This window comes from Pseudomonas persica, from assembly GCF_900291015.1.
GTDB lineage: Bacteria > Pseudomonadota > Gammaproteobacteria > Pseudomonadales > Pseudomonadaceae > Aquipseudomonas.
In genome coordinates, this window is the sequence record NZ_OLKL01000025.1 from 13874 (window position 1) to 33770 (window position 19897).

Sequence of the window (19897 nt, forward strand, 5' to 3'; positions counted from 1 at the left end):
ATATTTACTATTGCAAGGAGAGTGGATTCACGATGATTGCCCGCTATTCCTGTGGCACTGTTCTCTCGTTGATGTTTTGCCTGCCGCCGGCGTTGGCGAGCCCAGTGCGGGACTGCCCGCGGATTGTGTCTAACTTGGAGCGTCTGGCTTGCTTTGATGAAGCAGCGAATACGCTTGCATATGTAATAAAGCGACAGTGGTCAGCACCCGAGCACGGGGCACCCAGTGTGCTACGAGTGATGGCAAACGAAACCGCGCGAGGGCCAGATGACCTGACCTTCCTCACAAGTACGGATGAGGGGGATTGGCGATTGCATGGGCTGGTGATATCAGCACCGGCAATTGCATCGGCCGAGCTACGCCCGTACCTGGCTATCAGCTGTGTAGAGGGCATCTCCAGGCTGCAGTTGATCAGCGCGCGGCCCCTGGACGCGAGATGGGTGAAGGTGCAGTTGCAGGGCATGCGTGGATCCACGGTTGCAAGGCCCTGGCAGGTGATGGAGAACGGCCAGGTGCTAGATGCGGGGCGGGGCCTGCCAGCCATCGAGCAGATCAAGAAGTTGATCGGGGCTCAACGTATACGGCTGCTCAGCGACAACCCCGAGGTTGATGGCCTTGTGTTCGATGCCCAAGGGCTGGACCCATTGATCAGCAAGGCGCGTAGCACATGTCGTTGGTAACTGGGTGGGGGGAAGAGCAACTCACCCGGTTGCTTATGCCGATCGATCCGGCAGTACCGGCTGGCCTGTTCGACATGGAGGACGAAACCTACCAGGCCATTGACCAGGAGATGGTCAAGCTGGGCGGGCTACAGGAGGCTTCAATCGACTGGAGCTATATCGAAGAGGCGTCTTGTCAGTATCTGGGCCAGCAGTGCAAGCACTTGCGGATCGTCGCACACCTGAGTGTCGTGTGGCTGCGCAGCGGTTGTTGGGAGCGCTGGAGCGTCACCTTGGCGTTGCTTGCCGGCATGGTGGAACGCTATTGGGAAGCCGCTCATCCAAAACCGGGGCCCAAAGGCTTCCTGGGCAAGCGCAAGCTAGTTGGCCTTGTGCTTGATCGGTTGATCGAAGCGCTGCCGCGCCTTGACCGTTTCACGTACACCCCTGCTCATGCAATGGCCGTGCAGGATGCGTTGACGCGTTTGATCCAGCAACAAGACGCCGCACAACTGGATGCGGCTGTTCTGAGCGGGCTGGAGCGGCTGTTACGTGAACACACGGACCTTGCCAATGGTGTTGGCGACGCTGCTGCGCCCATCTCCCCAATTGCAAGCAGCCAGCCAGCGTCACTGGCTGACGTCATTGCAAGGCCAGTGCCCCGGGCTTCAATTGGCAACGAGCGCGAAACGCGGCGTGCCGTGTTGTATATGGCCGAACTCATCAATCAACAGGATCCTTACGACCCGGTTGGCTACCAGCTACGTCGCTTCGGCTTATGGGCCCATATCCAGACCGCACCTGCCGTCAAACAGCGGCTATGCACGGGACTGATAGCGGTACCGCCGGAAGTTGTCGCTGCTTACGAAAATGCTGCAACTGGCACTTCGATTGATGTTGCGTTACTGCATCGAATCGAGAAAAGCATCACGGCAGCCCCTTATTGGATCCGCGGGAGCTTCCTGGCTGCGACTGTAGCGTCACAGCTGGCGATGACCGAGGTTAGCGAGGCCATTCGCAGTACGACCGCGCGTTTTGTACAGCGCCTTCCTTCGTTACAGCAACTGTGCTTCAGCGATGGCACGGTGTTCGTCGATGGCCAATGCCTGGCTTGGCTTAAAGGCAGAGAAAGAGTGGCTGACCAAGGCGCTGCCTTTCAAGAGTTCCGCAGTCTGCGGGAGGAACTCGCCTCGCAGCTGGAGGGTATTGGTGTAGAGCAGGTTCTCTTGAGGCTGCAAGGGATGCAAGCAGATCTCCATTCCCCTCGTGAACGCTCCCACACCACGCTCATCGCCGCCGATTTGCTGACGACGCGAGGCGTTTCCTGGTTGGCCCAGGAATTGTGTGCCGGAGTAGCCCGGACGATGCAGCAAACCACTGCTGCTGCCTGGGAACCCGAGGTTTTCCAAGGGCTCCAGCACTATGCGACATTTTCAGCAGTGGCAGATCAGAACAAGGATCCGGAGCCCACATGAATCCACTATGGAAACAACTCAAACGCGGGGGCTTGCCTCTGGTTACGCGGATTAGCCTGGCGATGCCGTTGCTGCTCGGGCTTGGCGTCATGTTGATGCTGATCGCCATCTGGTGGTTCGGGCCGCAATGGACGTGGCGTGAGCAACAACCGCTAGCCGATGTGTCTCATCGCATCGTGGCGAGCCTGGTGCTCGTGGTGGTACCGCTACTTTGCGGGCTCATTGTATTGAGCACGCGCTTTCGCCATCTGCAAGCGGAATGCAAGGAGGCAGTGGCTGGCGAACTGGATCGCGCGTTACCGTTTGTCCACGCACAAGAGAAGGCGTTGAACCTGGGGCTTGCACGATACCTCGACAATGCCGGCGGGCGCAGAGCCTTGTACCGGTTGCCGTGGTATCTGGTGTTGGGTGATGAACATTCCGGCAAGAGTAGCTTCGTTGAGCGTACCGACCAGAATTTCTCCCTGACCCGCATCGACCGGGCCCAGGCGCGCGGCCACCAAGTTGAAGTGCTTGCCTACCCGGTAGGCTGGTGGGTCAGCAATGACGCGGTGATTATCGACCCACCTGGTGTTTTCATCCGCCAGGAAGCATGGGCAGGTTCGTTATTCGAGAACTCAAAAGCCCCTGAATCTTCCCTGCCGTCCGGAACTCCGGCCAAGTTGTGGAACCACCTGCTGGAATGGCTGCTGCGCAATCGAAGTCAGAGAGCCCTCAATGGATTGGTGCTGGTCATCGACCTGCCGGCGCTGTTACATGGCACGTCTGAGCAACGTATTGCTTTGGCTCACGTCCTGCGCACGCGTCTATACGAGGTGAGTAGCCAGCTTGGTTCGCGCCTGCCATTGTATGTGGTGTTATCCAAATTCGATCTGTTGGATGGCTTCGACCAGCTCTACAGCAAGTTCTCAGCCTCCAGGCGGGAGAATCTGCTGGGGTTCACGTTCAAACTGGATGCGGTCGATTCGTTCGACGTCTGGTTGGACGAATACGATGAATGCTACGGTCGCTTGCTCAGGGGCCTGTTCGAGCAGGTATTTGACCAACTTGACGGGCTGGGCAGTGCAGCGCCCCGGTCGCGGCTGTTCTCCTTGCATGCGCAACTGGTTGGCCTGCGCCCGATATTGCTGGGTTTCCTGCGTGAAATGTTGGCGAGCGACCGGTTCACCACACCTGCACTGGTACGTGGCGTCTATCTGTCGTCGGTCGTGCAGCAAGGTGACATGCTCAATGCATTCGTTCGTGAGGCGGCACAACCCTACGAGACAAAGCTTCCCCTGTGTGAAGGCAAGGCACAAGGCAAGTCATTGGTCTACTTCATTCAGCAGGCCTTCCGGAGAGTCATCTACCAGGAGGCCGGCCTCGCCGGCGACAATTTCAGGGTGGCACGTAACAAGCGCCAGTTGTTATGGATGGGGTCCGGTGTAGGTATCCTGGCATTCTGTGTCGTCATCGCCACCTGGCAGCGCTATTTCGATATCAACGGCACCAAGGCAGGCAGCGTGCTTGCCAAGAGCCGGGAGTACAGCCATCACCAAGTGGACCAGCGCCTGGACCCGACCGGGCGCAACTTGCTGGAGCCACTGGACCAGATCCGTGATGCAGTAGTGGTATTTGGCGATTATCGAGCGGCCTGGCCGGGTATTGCTGAATTTGGCCTGTACCAGGGGCGCACCATTGGCCCCTCGATCGATGAGGCCTACCTGAGCTTGCTCTCCAAGCGCTTCTTGCCGGCCTTGGCCAGTGGCGTGATCGACGCCATGAACGCGGCTTCCCCAGGCAGTGAGCAGCAGATGGCCACGCTCAGGGTGTACCGAATGCTCGAGGAACGCCAGAACCGCCGGCCAGGATGGGTTGAGGACTGGATGGCCCGCCAGTGGCAACAGGCTTTCCCGGGCCAGGGGCAACTGCAGCGCAACCTCATGCAGCATCTGAAATACGCCTTGGCCTATGCCGATACCGATCTGCCACAGTACCGCCCGCGTGTTGCCGAAGTGCAGCAGACCTTGCGCAAGGTTCCGCTGCCGGAGCGGGTTTATGCAAGCCTCAAACAACAGGCCCAGGAGCAGCTGCATACAGGCTTGGACCTGCGTCATCAGGTGGGGCCAGCTTTCGATGTGGTCTATCAGTCGGCTTCTGGCTCCAGGCTGGGTGGTGATGGTGTCTTGCTTGCGCCTATGCTCACCGCCAGAGGCTTCAAGGAATACTTTGAACCGCGTAGCCAGCGGTTCGCCGAGATGGCGATGATCGACCAGTGGGCGTTGGGCGAGCGAGGTCAGCTCGATTACTCGGACACCGACCGTGATGTGCTGACAGAACGCCTGCGCAGCCTGTACAGCACCGATTACATTGATAGCTGGCGGCGTGCCTTGAATGCCTTTTCGGTGGCTGATTTCCGGGATCTGGACCATGGTGTCGGCATCCTGGAGCAGTTGACCGGACCCGCTGCTCCGCTGCATCGGCTGCTGGATACGGTGAGGGACAATACTGTGCTTTCATTGCCAGCGGGGCTTGATATACCGAGCGAGGCAGAAGCGCTTCGACCTGCAAGCAGCAAGCCCGAGATGCAGCAAGCGTCGGCCATCCAGCGGGCATTTTCGGGCCTGAGTGCCATGTTGCAGGCAGCAGGTGAAAAACCGAGCTACTACGATCAGACCCTCGCCGCCATCGCGGCCGTACATGACTACGCCAAGGCAGTGCAGGACAGCCCGGACCGAGGCAAGGCCGCTCTGCAAGCCGTGCATCAGCGCTTCTCAATGACAGGGCACGACCCGATCAGTACCTTGCAACGAGTGGCAACGGGCTTGCCGGAACCCGTCAATCACCAAGTCCGAAAGGTGGCGGATCAGACTGCGCAAGTGCTGAACGTTGAAGCGCTGCGCGAGTTGGAGCGCCGCTGGGATGCTGAGGTTTACAGTTTCTTCCAGCAGCGCCTGGCAGGGCGCTACCCGTTTGTGGTGAGGGCGCCCGATGCCTCCCTGGATGACTTTGAGGCATTCTTCGGACCAAAGGGGCGTCTGCAACAGTTCAATGATCAGTACCTGAAGATCTTCCTGAAGGAAAACCTCGAAGCCCTGCAGTCCGGTCAGCACGGGCAGTCGCTGATTCGCGACGATGTGATCGAGCAGTTGGAGCTGGCTGAACGCATCCGCGAAACCTTCTTCGATCAGCGCGGCAACCTGAGCGTGCAGTTTAGTATTGAGCCGTTGGGGCTGAGTGCGAATCAACGCACCAGCTTGCTGGATCTGGATGGACAGTTGATTTCCTACACTCATGGCCCGAGCCAGATCGCCGGTATCGTCTGGCCCAATACCCAAGGGCAGCAAGTGCGCAGCAACCTCACCTTGCTCAGGCAGAATGGCAATAGCAGCAGCCTGGAGTACCGCGGCCCATGGTCGATGTTCCGCCTGTTCAGCCGTGGCTCGCTGAATGGGAGGACGGCAACCAGTGTGGATTTGAGCTTCAGGACCGGTGACGGGGTGATGCGCTACCGGTTGAATGCCGAGAAAGCCTTTAACCCGATTACCCAGGAGCCTTTCAAGGGCTTCCGATTGCCACGAGGTTTGTTGCAACAGCCACCCAAGGTGGCGCAGGGGAGACAGTCGGATGAGCCGCTTTTATGACGATCAGGTCCTGCACAAGTCAGATGGAGCCTATAAGTTACTCAACGCTCTACTGGCCAGATAACCAAGTGTCATCCCTGGCGCCAGGGTAACACCGCCACTCGGGTAGTGCCCGCCCATCACGCTGTGCATGTCGTTGCCCACCGCATACAGCCCAGGAATCGGCTGCAGCGCGTGGTCCAGCACGCGGGCTGCACTGCCTGTTGCAAGGCCGGCAAAGGGCGGTTGCCCAGCCCTTTGGGCCGCGCTGTCGCGTCGAGAACTGAGATCGCAAGCGGTCCGCATACCCTCTGGGAGCAACTGTCTTGCTCAATTTTTAAAAGTTGACGCGATCCCTGTGGGAGATGGCCCAGCCCTTTGGTCTGCGCTGTCGCATAGAGAACTGAATTCGCAAGCGGTCCGTGCATCCTTNGCGCCGGTGTTCGCGGCTAAAGCCGCTCCCACAGGGGCCCTGCTAATGCAACGAGTTATGTGCAGTTCTATGAGAGCTGGCTTGCCGGCGATGAGGCCAGTACAGGCAGAACTTGGCGGTTCTCACACCTCTACTGCATCGGCCCCGGGGGGGCGTCAACTGGCTGGCATCAAGCAACGGCGCGCCGCACATGCTTCACCAGCACCTTTTCCAGCAACTCCCACATTGCCGGCTCGGTACTGAACGCCACATTGAAGCGCATCCACCCGGTCGCCTTGGCATCGACCATGAACAGCTGCCCGGGGCCGAGCATGATGCCTTTCTCCAGCGCATCATCCAGCAACGCCGCGCTGTCCGGAATCGCCGGGTGGCGGGTCCAGATGTACATGCCTTCATCCGACTCGATGAACAACTCGAAGCCCAACCGATGCAGATGCCGGCCAACTTCCTGGTGCGCCTCGGCCAAGCGCTGGCGCAGGCGCTTGAGGTGCTTGCGCCAGCGTCCGTCGATGATCGCGGCATACACCACACGCTCCATCACCTGCGAGGTGGTCAGGCCCGAGCGCATTTTCAGGTGCAGCAGTTTCTGCATCAGTTCGGGGTTGGCCAGCATGTAGCCAACCCGTACATTGGGCGAAATGCTCTTCGAATAGCTGCCCACGTACACCACCTGCTGCAGGTGGTCGAGGCTGGCCAGGCACGGCTGCGGTTCGGCGACCATGTCGGCGTACAGGTTGTTCTCCACCAGGCGAAAACCATGCTGGCTGGCCAGTTGCAGCAAACGGTGCAACTGCGGCAGCGGGGTGCGCGAGCAGGTCGGGCTGTGCAGGTGCGGCTGGGTGAAAAACGCAGTGGGGCGGTGATGGGTGAGCAACTGCTCCAGCTGGTTCAGGTCGTAGCCGGCGGGTGTGCGCGGCACGCCGACCAGGGTCGCGCCCTGGGTGCGCAGGATGCTCATCAGGTTGGGATAGCCGGGGTCGTCCACCAGCACCACATCGCCCGGGCGCACCAGGGTGCGCGCGGCCAGGTCCAGGGCCTGGCTGGCGCCATGGGTGAGCATCAGTTGCGCCGGGTTGGCGACGATCGACAGTTCCTGCTGCAGGTTCTGCGCGGTCAGCGCGCGCAGTTCCGGCAGGCCCATGGGGTCGCCGTAGCCCGACAGCTCCAGCGGGCTGCCGGCCACCTGGCGCAGGCCGCGGCGCAGGCCGTCTTCGTACATCCAGTCGTTGGGCAGCCAGCCGCACCCCGGCTTGAACGGCAACTGGCGGATTTCGAAGATCTGCTGCAGGTACCACTCGGAGTTGAACGTTGGTCGACTGGTGTCGACCTCGGCATTGTGCTGGTCCAGCAATTCGCCCGCCGCACGATTGACGAAGAACCCCGCATTGCCCCGGCTCACCAGCAGGCCCTGGGCGACCAGGCGGTCGTAGGCCTCGACCACGGTGAAGGTACTCACCGAATAGCTCGCGGCAAAGGCGCGGATCGAGGGGACCTTGGCGCCTGGCTTGAGGGTCTGGTTGTCGATGAGCTCGCGCAGCCCGTCGATGATCTGGTTCACCAGCGGGGTCGAGGAGTCTGGATGTAATTCGAACATTCGGGGCCTTCAGGGTGCGTATCGCCCGGCGTTTGCAAGGTGTATTGCATGGGCGACCTGTACAGTGCAGTGCGAGTTTCATGCCACTGTGCATGGTTCTCTGCGTCGGACATTTTTACATTAGGTGTCAGATATCGCCACATAAAGCATGTTCAGTTCGCCCCAGGCGCTAGCCCTGGGGCGCGTCAGCAGGCCGCCATGGAGGGCCTGCGTGTGTTCGTTCACACCATCCTGCGCGCATTAGCACTGATGTACAGGTGAAACCGCCAGCCATCGGGGTTTCACGGTTTTCCTTGGATAAAAAGAAGCACGGGGTACACAACTGATGGACGCAATATCCACAACCACCACCGCGAAAAGCGGGCACGAGAGCAAGCTCAGTGCCTCGCTCAAGTCGCGCCACCTGACGATGATGTCGATCGCCGGGGTTATCGGCGGCGCCTTGTTCGTCGGTTCCGGCAGCGTAATTCATAGCGCCGGCCCAGCCGCTGTCCTGGCCTACCTGGCAGGCGGCATCCTGGTGGTACTGATCATGCGCATGCTCGGTGAAATGGCGACGTCCTCGCCAGACACCGGTTCGTTCTCCACCTACGCCGATCGCGCCATCGGCCGTTGGGCCGGTTTCACCATCGGCTGGCTGTACTGGTGGTACTGGGTCATTCTCATGGCCTGGGAAGCTTATGTGGCGGGCAAGATCCTGCACGGTTTCTTCCCCGATGTCAGCGTCAACGTGTTCGTGCTGGCCACGACCCTGTTGCTGATCACCGTCAACTTCTTCAACGTCAAGCACTACGGTGAGTTCGAGTTCTGGTTCGCCTTGATCAAGGTGATCGCGATCGTCTGCTTCCTGATCGTGTGTACCGCTGCCGTGCTGAACATCTGGCAGTTCGGTGAAGTGCGTGGCATCAGCCACCTCACCGCCGAAGGTTTCATGCCCAACGGCATCAGTACCGTGATCGGTGCCTTGCTCGGGGTGATGTTCGCCTTCCTCGGCGCGGAAATCGTTACCATCGCTGCTTCCGAAGCCAAGGACCCGGCCGCGCAGATCGTCAAGGCGACCAACTCGGTGGTCTGGCGTGTGTGCCTGTTCTACGTGGGTTCGATCTTCCTGATCGTCTGCCTGGTACCGTGGAACGACCCGCATCTGGGCGTTTCCGGCTACGGCGCCTACCGCCGCACCCTGGAACTGCTGGGCGTGCCGTATGCCGAGCTGCTGATGAACTTCGTGGTGCTGACCTCGGTGAGCAGCTGCCTGATCTCGGGTCACTACACCGCTTCGCGCATGCTGTTCTCTCTGGCCCAGCGTGGTGACGCGCCGTCGTTGTTCAAGATCACCCGCGCTGGCACCGGTGTCCCGGTGTACGCGATCATGGGTTCGTGCGCCGTGGCTGTGGTGTGTGCGTTGATCAACTTCAGCGAGACCCTGCGCCCGAAAGACGTGCTGGAAACCCTGATGAACACCACTGGCATGATCGCCTTGCTGGTGTACCTGGTGATTGCCTTCTCGCAGCTGCGCATGCGCCGCAAGCTGATTGCCGAAGGCAAGGAAGTACGCCTGAAGATGTGGCTGTTCCCGTGGCTGACTTACCTGGTGATCGCCTTCATCGTGGCTGCCCTGGTGACCATGGCCTTCATGCCTGACTACCAGATCCTGGTGATTTCCACCGGTATCGCCGCGGCAGTCGTGGTGGCGATGGGTGTGGTGCACCAGATCCGTTCTGGCAGCAAGCAGCACTAAGCGTCACTCGCTTTTCGAAACGGCCGGCTCCCTTGGGGACCCGGCCGTTTTGCTACATGGACCGCGCAGCCGTTATATGGCATATGCTCAACACATTGCCCGTCCAAAGGAGCTTCACATGGCCTGGTCTGCCACCCAGTATTCCCAGTTCGAGGACGAGCGTACCCGCGCCGTGCGCGACCTGCTCGCCGCTGTGCCGCCACGCCCGGTGCGCCACGCCACCGACCTGGGCTGTGGCCCCGGCAATTCCACCGAGGTGCTGCTGCAACGTTGCCCGGATGCCCAGGTGACGGCCTTGGACAGCGACCCGGACATGATCGACAAGGCCCGCGCGCGCAAACGGCTGTGCATCCCCCGCGTGCGAATGGCCATCGCTGACATTGCAGGCTGGTCCGCCCCCGAACCGCAGGACCTGATCCTGGCCAATGCCTCGCTGCAATGGGTACCCGACCACGCCTCGCTGTACCCGCACCTGGTGCGCCAGCTGAGCGAAGGCGCCAGCCTGGCCGTGCAGACCCCGGACAACCTCGACGAGCCGGCCCACCGGCAACTGCGCGAAATTGCCAGCCAGGGCCCCTGGGCGGCGAAATTTGCCGATTTCCAGCTGCCGCCACGACACAACGCGGCGTTCTACTACGACCTGCTCAGCCCGCTGTGTGCACGGGTGGATGTGTGGCGTACCACCTATCACCACCCGTTGGCTGGCGGCGCCGAAGCCGTGGTGGAATGGTTCAAGGGCTCGGCATTGCGGCCCTACCTGGCGCGCTTGGAGGTGCAGGAACAGGCGGTTTTCCTGCAGATGTACCTGCAGGCCATGCAGCGCGACTACCCACCGGCCACCGATGGCAAGGTGCTGTTGCCGTTCCCGCGGTTGTTCGTGATCGCTACCCGCTAGGGCGACGCCAGCGCCAGGCCACGTAGCTGTAGATGCCGAAGTTGAGCAGCAGCACGAAAGTGCCCAGCAGTAGCTGGATGTGCGGGGTCAGCCCGGCGGGGTAGATCAATGGCCAGATGTAGTGTTCGACGAAGCCGCCCTGGTAGCCTGCGTCACCGGCAGCGTTGCGCATGCGGTTTTCCCAGGTGGTCAGCGGGCAGCCCAGGTGCAGGCACTCCACCGCCAGGCCCCAGGCCAGGACCGGCAGGTGCAGCAGCAGGGCAGGGCGCCAGCACAGCACCAGCAGGCCGCCGAACAGCACCAGCAGGATGAAGGCCAGGTGCAGCAGGACCAGGGTGTCGGCGGCAAGGCGGTAGAGCATGGCTTGTGTGCCGAAGGTTGAGGTTACCCCAGCATAGTCGGCTTGCCTGTACCGGCCTCTTCGCGGGCAAGCCCGCGAAGAGGCCGGTACAGGCTTACAACCCTTCCTCCACCATCTGCAGGAAGGTCGCTACCACCCGCCGCGTGCGCTGCTCGCTCAGGCACACCAGTGTCTCGGTCAGGTGCCGCTGGCAATCGATGATCGGCAACGCACACACCCGCGCATCCGCACCAAACTCCGCCGCCGATACCACCCCCACACCAATCCCGACCACCACCGCCTCTCGCGCTGCTTCGCGGCCCTCCACCTGGATCGCCGCGCGTATCCGCAACCCGGCGCGCTGCATTTCTTCCTCCAAGGTCTGTCGGGTAACCGATCCGGGCTCGCGCAGCACCAGCGGCATATCGTCCAGATCCGCCAGGCTGATCGCGCCGCGGCTGGCCCACGGGTGCTGGTGGGAGACGAACGCCACCATCGGGTCGCGGCGCAGCGGTAGGCAGTGCAGCCGCTCATCGTCGACGTCCCGCCCCAGCAGGGCCAGGTCGGCCTGGTAGCTGAACAGCCGGGCCAGCGACTCGTCGGTATTGCCGGTCTCGATCTTTACCTGGATGCCCGGGTAACGCTGGCAGAAGCGGGCGATCTGCGGCAGCACGTGCACCGGCGCATCCACCGCCAGCACCAGGCTGCCGGTGTGCAGCGCACGCGAATCCTGCAGCAGGTCATGGGCTTCGGCTTCGCAGGCGAACAGGCGCTGGCTGATGCCCAGCAAGCGCTCACCGAGGTCGGTGAGCTGCACCGAGCGCTTGTTGCGGTGGAACAGCAACACGCCGAAGCGTTCCTCCAGTTTGCGCACCTGGTCCGACACCGCGGGCTGGGTAAGAAACAGCTTCTCGGCGGCGCGGGTAAAGCTGCCGTGCACCGCCACGGCATGGAAGGCCTTGAGTTGTGCGTGGGAAACCGACATGACGACCTCAGTAACAAGCTGGGCTTATGTGTGAAATACGATAAATCGATTTTATTTATCTTAGCGCAACTGTTTCCATGCGTGTCAGCCCGATGCTGGCACCACAAGTGCCGCCAGGGCCATGGCCCCCACACGGCGCCATCTGACCCGATGACAGCCCCGTCATCGCTGTGCGTAACACAAGAACAAGACAGGCGTTTCTTCACATTCTGCCGGCACACTCGAGCAAGAGGTCAGACTCACATGAATCAATCCCTAGCCGCGTTCAAACGCTGGCGTATCCAGATTTTCGCCATTACCTGGCTGGCCTACGCCGCCTTCTACTTCACCCGCAAGGCCTTCTCGGTGGCCAAGCTGGGCATCGCTGAAGACCCCGACTTCATGCTCGAAAAGGCCGCCATGGCCAACCTCGACGCCATCTACCTGGCCGCCTATGCCGTGGGCCAGTTCACCTGGGGCATGCTTGCCGACCGCTTCGGCCCGCGTGTGGTGGTGCTCGGCGGCCTGCTGATTTCTGCTGCGGCGGCGGTGGTGATGGGCAGTTACGCCACCTTCCCGATCTTCGCCACCTGCATGCTGGTGCAGGGCCTGGCGCAATCCACCGGCTGGGCCGGGTTGTGCAAGAACATCGGCAGCTTCTTCCCGGCGTCGCAGCGTGGGCGGGTGCTGGGCCTGTGGAGCTCCTGCTATGCCTTCGGCGGCCTGGTGGCCTCGCCGTTCGCCGGCTGGTGGGCCTATACCCTGGTCGGTACCTGGCACGCGGCGTTCTTCTCCAGTGCCGCGGTGGTGGCGCTGGTGGCCGTGCTGTTCTTCTTCCTGCAACACAACAAGCCTGAAGACGTCGGCCTGCCAGCGGTGGAGCCCGAGCCGCAGAGCATGGCCCCGGCCGGCAACCTGTGCAGCGTGTGGGCGCCGCTGAAAGAGATCCTGCGCAACCGCACGGTGCTGACCCTGGGGCTGGCGTACTTCCTGTTGAAGCCGGCGCGCTACGCCATCCTGCTGTGGGGGCCGGTGATCGTCTTCGAGCAGATGCCTTCGGTGGGCAAGGTGGGGGCAGCGATCATCCCGACAGCCTTCGAACTGGCCGGGCTGCTCGGCCCGATCATCATCGGCCTGGCCTCCGACAAGCTGTTCGGCGCCCGGCGCATGCCGGCCTGCGTGATCAGCCTGGTGCTGCTGACCGTGGCCCTGGCGGCGTTCATGGCGGCCATGCACACCGGCAGCGTGATATTGGTGGTGGCCTTGCTGTTCGTCATGGGCCTGACCCTGTACGGGCCGGACTCGATGATCAGCGGCGCTGCGGCCATCGACTTCGGCACCGCCAAGGCTGGCGCCACCGCGGCCGGTTTCGTCAACGGCTGCGGTTCGGTGGGGGCAGTGCTGGGCGGGCTGCTGCCGGGCTACTTCGATGGTGTCACGGTGTTCATCGTGTTCGCCGGCTGCGCGCTGTTCTCGGCGCTGGTGCTGCTGCCGCACTGGAACAGCCGCCCGGCCAGCGCTGCGCAAAGCACCGACGTGGCACCGAATACCAGCATGGCAATCAAGCCACTGCGTACCTGAAAGGAAAGCGAGCGAATGAGACCCTTCTGGCTGCAACAGGCCCTGGATTCGGCGCAGGAAGCGCTATGCCCGCCGTTGCCCGGCGATGCCCGTTGCGATGTGTGCATCGTTGGTGGCGGCTACACCGGCCTGTGGACTGCACTGATGCTCAAGGAGGCGGTGCCGGCCCTGGATATCGTGCTGATCGAGGCCGATATCTGCGGCGCCGGTGCCAGTGGCCGCAATGGTGGCTGCGTGTTGTCCTGGGCGGCCAAGTACTTCACCCTCGAGCGCTTGTTCGGGGTGGCCGAAGCGGTGCGCCTGGTGCGCGAGTCGGAGCGCAGCATCGGGGAAATCGGTGCGTTCTGCGCGGCCAATGGCATCGACTGCGACTACCGCCTGGACGGCACGCTGTACACCGCCACCAACGCCGCCCAGGTCGGCGCCACCGACGCGGTGATCGCGGCGCTGGAGCACAAGGGGATCAATTCGTTTCGCCGCCTGCCGCTGCAGCAGGTGCAGCGCCTGGCAGGTTCGGCGCGGCACCTGGAAGGCTGGTTCTCGCCGGCCGCCGCCACGGTGCAGCCGGGCCGGCTGGTGCGCGGCCTGCGCCGGGTGGCCTTGCAGCGCGGCGTGCGGATCCATGAGGGTACCGCCATGACTGGCCTGGAGCATGGCGCGCCGGTGCAGGTGCGCACGGCCCATGGCACGCTGCGCGCCGACCGCGTGGTCTTGGGCCTGAATGCCTGGATGGCGCGCGCCTTCCCGCGTTTCGAGCGCAGCGTGGCGATTGTTTCCAGCGACATGGTGATCACCGAACCGTGCCCCGAGCTGCTGCGCCAGGTCGGCCTGGACAGCGGCATCAGCGTGCTCGATTCGCGGATTTTCGTGCATTACTACCACAACACCTCCGATGGTCGGCTGATGCTCGGCAAGGGCGGCAATACCTTCGCCTATGGCGGGCGCATGTTGCCGGTGTTCGACCAGCCGTCGCCGTACCGGCCACTGCTGCGCGAAAGCCTGGGCGGGTTTTTCCCGGCGCTGGCCGAGGTGCCACTGGCGGCCAGCTGGAACGGGCCGTCCGATCGCTCGGTGACCGGTTTGCCGTTCTTTGGCCGGCTGGATGGGCAGGGCAACGTGTTCTACGGCTTTGGTTACTCCGGCAGTGGCGTCGGGCCGTGCCACATGGGTGGGCAGATTCTTTCCTCGCTGGCGCTGGGGCTGGACAATCCGTGGACCTGTTCGCCGCTGGTCAAGGGGCCCCTGGGGCTGTTCCCGCCCGAGCCGATCCGTTACCTGGGTTCGCTGCTGGTGCGCAATGCCATCCGCCGCAAGGAGCGGGCCGAGGACCACGGTTTGCGTCCGCGCCAGCTGGATGTGCGGTTGGCGCGGTTTGCCGCGGCGGCAGGCAAGGCGGATAAAGGCTGATGAGATGTCTTGTCGAACACCGGCCTGAGGGCGTATAAACTGCACCCACTTTTGGCCGGTCGCTTCCTGAACCGGCCGCTGAAACAAGAGAGTCGACATGGGCGCACAGTGGAAAGCCAAACATAAAGAAGCCGCGGCCAACGCCAAAGGCAAGATCATGGGCAAGCTGTCCAAAGAAATCCAGATCGCTGCCAAGTCCGGCGCCGACCCGGACATGAACCCGCGCCTGCGCCTGGCCATCGAACAGGCCAAGAAGGCCTCGATGACCCGCGAGACCCTGGAGCGCGCAATCCGCAAGGGCGCGGGCCTGGACGGCGATGCCGTGCAGTACTCGGCAGTAAGCTATGAAGGTTTCGCCCCGCACCAGGTACCGCTGATCGTCGAGTGCCTGACCGACAACGTCAACCGTACCGTCGCGCAAATCCGCGTGCTGTTCCGCAAGGGCCAGCTGGGTGCCAGCGGTTCGGTGGCGTGGGACTTCAACCACGTCGGCCTGATCGAAGCCACTCCGAACGGCGACGCCGACCCGGAAATGGCGGCCATCGAAGCCGGTGCCCAGGACTTCGAGGAAGGTGACGAAGAGGGTTCGACCCTGTTCATTACCGACACCACCGACCTGGACGCGGTGCAGAAGGCCCTGCCGGAGCATGGCTTCACCGTGACCGCGGCGAAGATCGGCTACACCCCGAAGAACCCGGTGAGCGCGGCCAGCCTGAGTGCTGAAGCATTGGCCGAGGTTGAAGCGTTCCTCGAGGCGATCGACGAGAACGATGATGTGCAGAACGTTTATGTTGGTCTGACTGACTGATCTGTGCATTTGGGGCCGCTTTGCGGCCCATCGCCGGCAAGCCAGCTCCCACAGGTACATCACAAGCCCCGATGGTTGCGGTGACCCTGTGGGAGCTGGCTTGCCGGCGATTGGGCCGGTCGATCCAATAGAAGGGAGCCTGCATGAACCCCACCTTCGCCTCCCTCAGCCTCGCCCACCTGCGCACCCTCGACCACCTGCTGCAGCTGAAGAACCTCAGCCATGCCGCCGAGCGCCTGGGCGTCAGCCAGTCCGCCCTCAGCCGCCAACTGGCCCACCTGCGCGAAGCCTTCGACGACCCGTTGCTGGTGCGCCAAGGCCGTGGCTACGTACTTAGCGAACACGCCGAGGCCCTGGTCGAACCGCTAAGGCAAGTGCTCGAAGAACTGCACGCCCTGCGCCAGCCCGCGGTGTTCGACCCGGCTCGCTGCGAACGGCGCTTCTGCCTGGCAGCCTCAGACTATGTGGCCGAGCACATGCTGCCGCTGCTGGTCGCTGCACTGGAGCACGAAGCACCCGGCGTATCGCTGGAGTACCGCACCTGGCAGGCCGGCCAGTACGCCTTGCTGGCCAGTGGCGAGATCGACCTGGCCACCACCTTGTTCGACGAGTCGCCAGCCAACCTGCACGGGCGCCTGTTGGGCGAAGACCGTGCCGTGTGCCTGATGCGCCAAGACCACCCGCTGACCGCCCACGGCGCGCTCAGCCAGGCCGACTACCTGGCGCACAAGCATGTGCGTATTTCCGGCGGTGGCGACAAGGACAGCTTCATCGACCGCCACCTGCGCGCCCAGGGCCTGCAACGGCGGATCAGCCTGGAAGTGCCGTTCTTCTCCGCCACCGTGCAGGTGATCGCCAACAGCCAGGCGCTGGCCACCGTCCCCGAGCACATCGCCCGGCAGCTTTGCCGCCTGCATGACCTGACCTGGCGGCCGTTGGGTTTCATCGACCACAGCCAGCGCTACTGGGTGGTGTGGCACCAGCGCCTGCAGGCCTCGGCCGAGCACCGCTGGTTGCGCAACCGGGTGTTCGAGTTGTGGCGCCAGTCGCAGTTCGGCGTGCAGGGCGGGCATGCGGGTTTGCCATAGCAGGTATGCGCGAAGCGGGGTTATTCACTTCGGGATAGCTACCTAGACTGGGGGGCATTGTGTGGCCTGTAGCGGCCTCTTCGCGGGTGAACCGCTCCCACAAGCGATGCCATACCTGTGGGAGCGGGTTCACCCGCGAAGAGGCCAGTACAGGCAGCGAACAACCCACAGGAGACCCCAGGTGACCCCCGAACAATTCCGCCAGTACGGCCACCAACTGATCGACCTTATCGCCGATTACCGCCAAACCGTCGGTGAGCGCCCGGTCATGGCTCAGGTCGAGCCCGGCTACCTCAAGGCCGCCTTGCCCGCACAGGCCCCACGGCAAGGCGAACCTTTCGCCGCGATCCTCGACGACGTCAACCGGTTGGTCATGCCCGGCCTGTCCCATTGGCAGCACCCGGACTTCTACGGTTACTTCCCCTCCAACGGTACCTTGTCTTCGGTACTGGGTGACTTCCTCAGCACCGGCCTGGGCGTGCTGGGTCTGTCGTGGCAGTCCAGCCCGGCACTGAGCGAACTGGAAGAGACCACCCTCGACTGGCTGCGCCAGCTGCTGGGCTTGTCTGGCCAATGGAGCGGGGTGATCCAGGACACCGCTTCAACCAGCACCCTGGTCGCGCTGATCAGCGCCCGCGAGCGCGCCACCGACTACGCCCTGGTGCGCGGCGGCCTGCAGGCCGAAGCCAAGCCGTTGATCGTGTATGTCAGCGCCCATGCCCACAGCTCGGTGGACAAGGCCGCGCTGCTGGCCGGTTTTGGTCGCGACAACATTCGCCTGATCGCGACCGACGAACACTACGCCCTGCGCCCGGAGGCGTTGCAGGCGGCAATCGAGCAGGACCTGGCCGCCGGCAACCAGCCCTGCGCGGTGGTCGCGACCACCGGCACCACCGCCACCACAGCCCTCGACCCGCTGCGGCCGATCGGCGAGATCGCCCAGGCCCATGGCCTGTGGCTGCACGTGGACTCGGCCATGGCCGGCTCGGCGATGATCCTGCCGGAGTGCCGCTGGATGTGGGATGGCATCGAGCTGGCCGACTCGCTGGTGGTCAACGCGCACAAGTGGTTGGGTGTGGCCTTCGATTGCTCGATCTACTACGTGCGCGACCCGCAGCACCTGATCCGGGTCATGAGCACCAACCCCAGCTACCTGCAGTCGGCGGTGGATGGCGAGGTGAAGAACTTGCGTGACTGGGGTATCCCGCTGGGGCGCCGGTTCCGCGCGTTGAAGCTGTGGTTCATGCTGCGCAGCGAGGGGGTTGAGGCGCTGCAGGCACGGCTGCGGCGTGACCTGGACAATGCCCAGTGGCTGGCCGGGCAGGTTGCGGCGGCTGGGGAGTGGGAAGTGTTGGCGCCGGTGCAGTTGCAGACGTTGTGTATTCGCCATCGGCCGGCGGGGCTGGCAGGGGAGGCGCTGGATGCGCATACCAAGGGCTGGGCCGAGCGGTTGAATGCCTCGGGGGATGCCTATGTGACGCCGGCAACGCTGGATGGGCGGTGGATGGTGCGGGTGTCGATTGGTGCGTTGCCGACCGAGCGGGGGGATGTCGAGAGGCTTTGGCAGCGCCTGCAGGAAGTGGTCAAGGGCTGAAGTTGCCGGGGCTGCAGAGCAGCCCCCTGCAATCTATCAGTGGCTCACTGCCTGAAAGCTCCCTTTACGGCTAGCCTCATACGCAGTTTTGTCCATCGGCTTGGCATTGCGGTTACCCAGGTCTTCCATCGCCAGGCGATGGGTTTCCGGGGCGATGTACGCCGCCAGGGCGCACACGCAGGTGATGAAGAACGCCAGGCCACCGACCACCAGCGGGATGTTGTCCGAGCCGGGCGGGGCAACCAGGGCGAACAGCGCCGGCAGCATGGCGGTCAGCATGGTGCCGATGTTCTGCGCGATGGCCATGGCCGAAACGCGGTAGCGGGTGTGGAACAGCTCCGGGTAGAAGCTGGGGAACACGGCGTTGTAACCCTGGTAGACCATGCCCCACATGACGATCGACGAGGCGAACGCCAGCGGTACGTTGTGGATGCTGATCGCATACAGGTAGACGAAGGCCAGCAGACCCGAGCCCAGGCAACCGGCGATCATGGTCGGGCGACGGCCGATCTTGTCGGACAGGTTGCCGACAAACGGGATCACCAGCACCGCGACGATGTTGCCCACTACCGGAATCCACAGGTACACGCTCTTGTCGAAGCCGATGCCATAGGCCGGTTGCACCGCGTAGGCCGCCCCGAAGATGGTGGCCACCACCGGGATCACGTTCATCAAGGCCATGAACATCACCAGCACCATGTGCTTCCAGCTGTGGCGGAAGGCCTCGCTGATCGGTGACTTGGCAACTTTGTCCTGCTGCTCTTCCTTCACGAACGCCGGGGTTTCGTGCACTTCCTTACGGATGATGAAGCCGGCAATCAGCACGAAGGCGCTCATCAGGAACGGAATGCGCCAGCCCCAGTCGTTGAAGGCTTCGCTGGGCATGAAGTAGGCCAGTGGCAGGAATACTGCCGCCGCCAGCACCTGGCCAGCCTGCACGCCTTGCAGGGTGAAGCTGGCGTAGTAGCCCCGTCGACCGAACGGGGCGTGCTCCATGATCATCGAACTGGCACCGGAAATTTCACCGGCCACGGCAAAGCCCTGGACCAGGCGCAGCAGCACCAGCAGGGCCGGGGCGAGCAGGCCGATGTCGTGGTAGGTAGGCAGCAGGCCTACGGCCATGGTCGACAGGCCCATCAGGAACATGCACAGCAGCAGGACGTTCTTGCGCCCGCGAGTGTCCCCCCAGTGGCCCAGCACGAAGGCGCCGACCGGGCGCGCCAGGTAACCCACGCCGTAGGTGGCCAGCGAGGCGATGATGGCCATTTTCGGGTCGGTGTTGGGGAAGAAGATCTGCGGGAAAATCAGCGCAGCGGCCTGGGCGTAGATGAAGAAATCGTAGTACTCGAGTGCCGAGCCTATCCATCCACTGGCGGTCGCTTTCTTGGCTTGCGAGCTGGAGTGAGCCATCGTTGTCTCCGTTGTTATTGTTGTTTGCGCAGGTTCCGCCGGAGGTTGGCCAAGGCAGGAGGCAGTGGTCGGTGTGCCTGCGTCTGTGGTTCATGTTGACCACGGGTCAGCGGACTGGCAATTCGCTAAAACGGGTTGTGTGCGATAATCGAACGCAAAACTAACTATTCCGTACAAAGAGATTGAAGCGTCGACTTTACCTGCGAATAATCGATCGTGCCAGGAACTGTGGGCCTGATTTTCCAGGTCCGACCCTATCGCCGGTACAGGCAGCCCTGGCCTTGAAGTTGCTCCGTAATCCTCCAACAA

The 19897-nt window shown here is 62.8% G+C and carries 14 protein-coding genes and 1 pseudogene; 10 read left to right on the top strand and 5 right to left on the bottom strand.

Annotated features, from left to right (window positions below):
- The first annotated feature begins 71 nt into the window (after nucleotides 1-71).
- Genes vasI through tssM form a run of 3 tightly spaced genes read left to right on the top strand, consistent with a single transcriptional unit; the run spans nucleotide 72 to nucleotide 5757 of the window.
- Nucleotides 72-680: a type VI secretion system-associated protein VasI gene (vasI, locus tag FQ664_RS12480; RefSeq protein WP_256675933.1), complete on the top strand. Its 609-nt coding sequence runs from the start codon at nucleotides 72-74 to the stop codon at nucleotides 678-680.
- On the top strand, nucleotides 668-2134 hold the full coding sequence (tssA, locus tag FQ664_RS12485) for a type VI secretion system protein TssA (protein ID WP_144172179.1): 1467 nt from the start codon (nucleotides 668-670) through the stop codon (nucleotides 2132-2134). The genes vasI and tssA overlap by 13 nt, the downstream gene beginning before the upstream one ends.
- Nucleotides 2131-5757, top strand: coding sequence for a type VI secretion system membrane subunit TssM (gene tssM, locus FQ664_RS12490; protein WP_144172180.1), 3627 nt, complete (start codon nucleotides 2131-2133; stop codon nucleotides 5755-5757). Before tssA ends, tssM begins: the two co-directional genes overlap by 4 nt.
- A gap of 30 nt (nucleotides 5758-5787) precedes the next feature.
- On the opposite strand, the pseudogene FQ664_RS12495 reads toward tssM, so the two are convergent.
- Together FQ664_RS12495 and FQ664_RS12500 are read right to left on the bottom strand one after the other, a co-directional pair.
- Nucleotides 5788-5976 (bottom strand): annotated as a pseudogene (locus tag FQ664_RS12495) (FAD-binding protein); the annotation flags it as partial.
- 362 nt (nucleotides 5977-6338) lie between these two features.
- The gene (locus FQ664_RS12500) at nucleotides 6339-7763 is read right to left on the bottom strand and encodes an aminotransferase-like domain-containing protein (protein ID WP_144172181.1); all 1425 of its coding nucleotides are present in this window, start codon (nucleotides 7761-7763) and stop codon (nucleotides 6339-6341) included.
- 325 nt (nucleotides 7764-8088) lie between these two features.
- Between FQ664_RS12500 and FQ664_RS12505 the strand changes: the two genes are divergently transcribed.
- Nucleotides 8089-9501, top strand: a complete 1413-nt coding sequence (locus FQ664_RS12505; RefSeq protein ID WP_144172182.1) for an amino acid permease — start codon at nucleotides 8089-8091, stop codon at nucleotides 9499-9501.
- A 118-nt stretch (nucleotides 9502-9619) separates the two neighbouring features.
- Complete coding sequence (gene tam / locus FQ664_RS12510) at nucleotides 9620-10396, top strand: trans-aconitate 2-methyltransferase (protein ID WP_144172183.1); 777 nt, start codon at nucleotides 9620-9622, stop codon at nucleotides 10394-10396.
- Here tam and FQ664_RS12515 read toward each other — a convergent pair.
- Together FQ664_RS12515 and FQ664_RS12520 are read right to left on the bottom strand one after the other, a co-directional pair.
- Nucleotides 10386-10757 carry a DUF2784 domain-containing protein gene (locus FQ664_RS12515; protein WP_144172184.1) on the bottom strand — a complete coding sequence of 124 codons (372 nt, stop codon included), beginning with the start codon at nucleotides 10755-10757 and terminating at the stop codon, nucleotides 10386-10388. The genes tam and FQ664_RS12515 overlap by 11 nt on opposite strands.
- A 94-nt stretch (nucleotides 10758-10851) precedes the next feature.
- Nucleotides 10852-11721: a LysR substrate-binding domain-containing protein gene (locus FQ664_RS12520; RefSeq protein ID WP_144172185.1), complete on the bottom strand. Its 870-nt coding sequence runs from the start codon at nucleotides 11719-11721 to the stop codon at nucleotides 10852-10854.
- Between the two features lie 243 nt (nucleotides 11722-11964).
- On the opposite strand from FQ664_RS12520, the gene FQ664_RS12525 reads away from it, so the two are divergent.
- The 5 genes from FQ664_RS12525 (at nucleotide 11965) to FQ664_RS12545 (ending at nucleotide 18178) form a co-directional block, all read left to right on the top strand.
- Nucleotides 11965-13281 (top strand): MFS transporter, encoded by a 1317-nt coding sequence (locus FQ664_RS12525; protein ID WP_144172186.1) that lies wholly within the window; start codon nucleotides 11965-11967, stop codon nucleotides 13279-13281.
- Nucleotides 13282-13296: 15 nt separating this feature from the next.
- On the top strand, nucleotides 13297-14688 hold the full coding sequence (locus FQ664_RS12530; RefSeq protein WP_144172187.1) for an FAD-dependent oxidoreductase: 1392 nt from the start codon (nucleotides 13297-13299) through the stop codon (nucleotides 14686-14688).
- 97 nt (nucleotides 14689-14785) lie between these two features.
- Nucleotides 14786-15496: a YebC/PmpR family DNA-binding transcriptional regulator gene (locus FQ664_RS12535; RefSeq protein WP_144172188.1), complete on the top strand. Its 711-nt coding sequence runs from the start codon at nucleotides 14786-14788 to the stop codon at nucleotides 15494-15496.
- A 143-nt stretch (nucleotides 15497-15639) separates the two neighbouring features.
- Nucleotides 15640-16584, top strand: coding sequence for a LysR family transcriptional regulator (locus FQ664_RS12540; protein ID WP_144172189.1), 945 nt, complete (start codon nucleotides 15640-15642; stop codon nucleotides 16582-16584).
- 181 nt (nucleotides 16585-16765) lie between these two features.
- Entirely contained in the window at nucleotides 16766-18178 is a 1413-nt protein-coding gene (locus FQ664_RS12545; RefSeq protein ID WP_144172190.1) for a DOPA decarboxylase, read from the top strand.
- Nucleotides 18179-18214: 36 nt separating this feature from the next.
- On the opposite strand, the gene FQ664_RS12550 is transcribed toward FQ664_RS12545, so the two are convergent.
- A complete protein-coding gene (locus FQ664_RS12550) occupies nucleotides 18215-19588 on the bottom strand; it encodes an MFS transporter (RefSeq protein WP_144172191.1) in 1374 nt (457 codons plus the stop codon).
- Nucleotides 19589-19897: the final 309 nt, after the last annotated feature.

Excerpts from the sequence above, each read along its gene's own strand:
- vasI (WP_256675933.1), top strand. The coding sequence starts at position 72 with ATGTTTTGCCTGCCGCCGGCGTTGGCGAGCCCAGTGCGGGACTGCCCG.
- tssA (WP_144172179.1), top strand. The coding sequence starts at position 668 with ATGTCGTTGGTAACTGGGTGGGGGGAAGAGCAACTCACCCGGTTGCTT.
- tssM (WP_144172180.1), top strand. The coding sequence starts at position 2,131 with ATGAATCCACTATGGAAACAACTCAAACGCGGGGGCTTGCCTCTGGTT.
- FQ664_RS12500 (WP_144172181.1), bottom strand. The coding sequence starts at position 7,763 with ATGTTCGAATTACATCCAGACTCCTCGACCCCGCTGGTGAACCAGATC.
- FQ664_RS12505 (WP_144172182.1), top strand. The coding sequence starts at position 8,089 with ATGGACGCAATATCCACAACCACCACCGCGAAAAGCGGGCACGAGAGC.
- tam (WP_144172183.1), top strand. The coding sequence starts at position 9,620 with ATGGCCTGGTCTGCCACCCAGTATTCCCAGTTCGAGGACGAGCGTACC.
- FQ664_RS12515 (WP_144172184.1), bottom strand. The coding sequence starts at position 10,757 with ATGCTCTACCGCCTTGCCGCCGACACCCTGGTCCTGCTGCACCTGGCC.
- FQ664_RS12520 (WP_144172185.1), bottom strand. The coding sequence starts at position 11,721 with ATGTCGGTTTCCCACGCACAACTCAAGGCCTTCCATGCCGTGGCGGTG.
- FQ664_RS12525 (WP_144172186.1), top strand. The coding sequence starts at position 11,965 with ATGAATCAATCCCTAGCCGCGTTCAAACGCTGGCGTATCCAGATTTTC.
- FQ664_RS12530 (WP_144172187.1), top strand. The coding sequence starts at position 13,297 with ATGAGACCCTTCTGGCTGCAACAGGCCCTGGATTCGGCGCAGGAAGCG.
- FQ664_RS12535 (WP_144172188.1), top strand. The coding sequence starts at position 14,786 with ATGGGCGCACAGTGGAAAGCCAAACATAAAGAAGCCGCGGCCAACGCC.
- FQ664_RS12540 (WP_144172189.1), top strand. The coding sequence starts at position 15,640 with ATGAACCCCACCTTCGCCTCCCTCAGCCTCGCCCACCTGCGCACCCTC.
- FQ664_RS12550 (WP_144172191.1), bottom strand. The coding sequence starts at position 19,588 with ATGGCTCACTCCAGCTCGCAAGCCAAGAAAGCGACCGCCAGTGGATGG.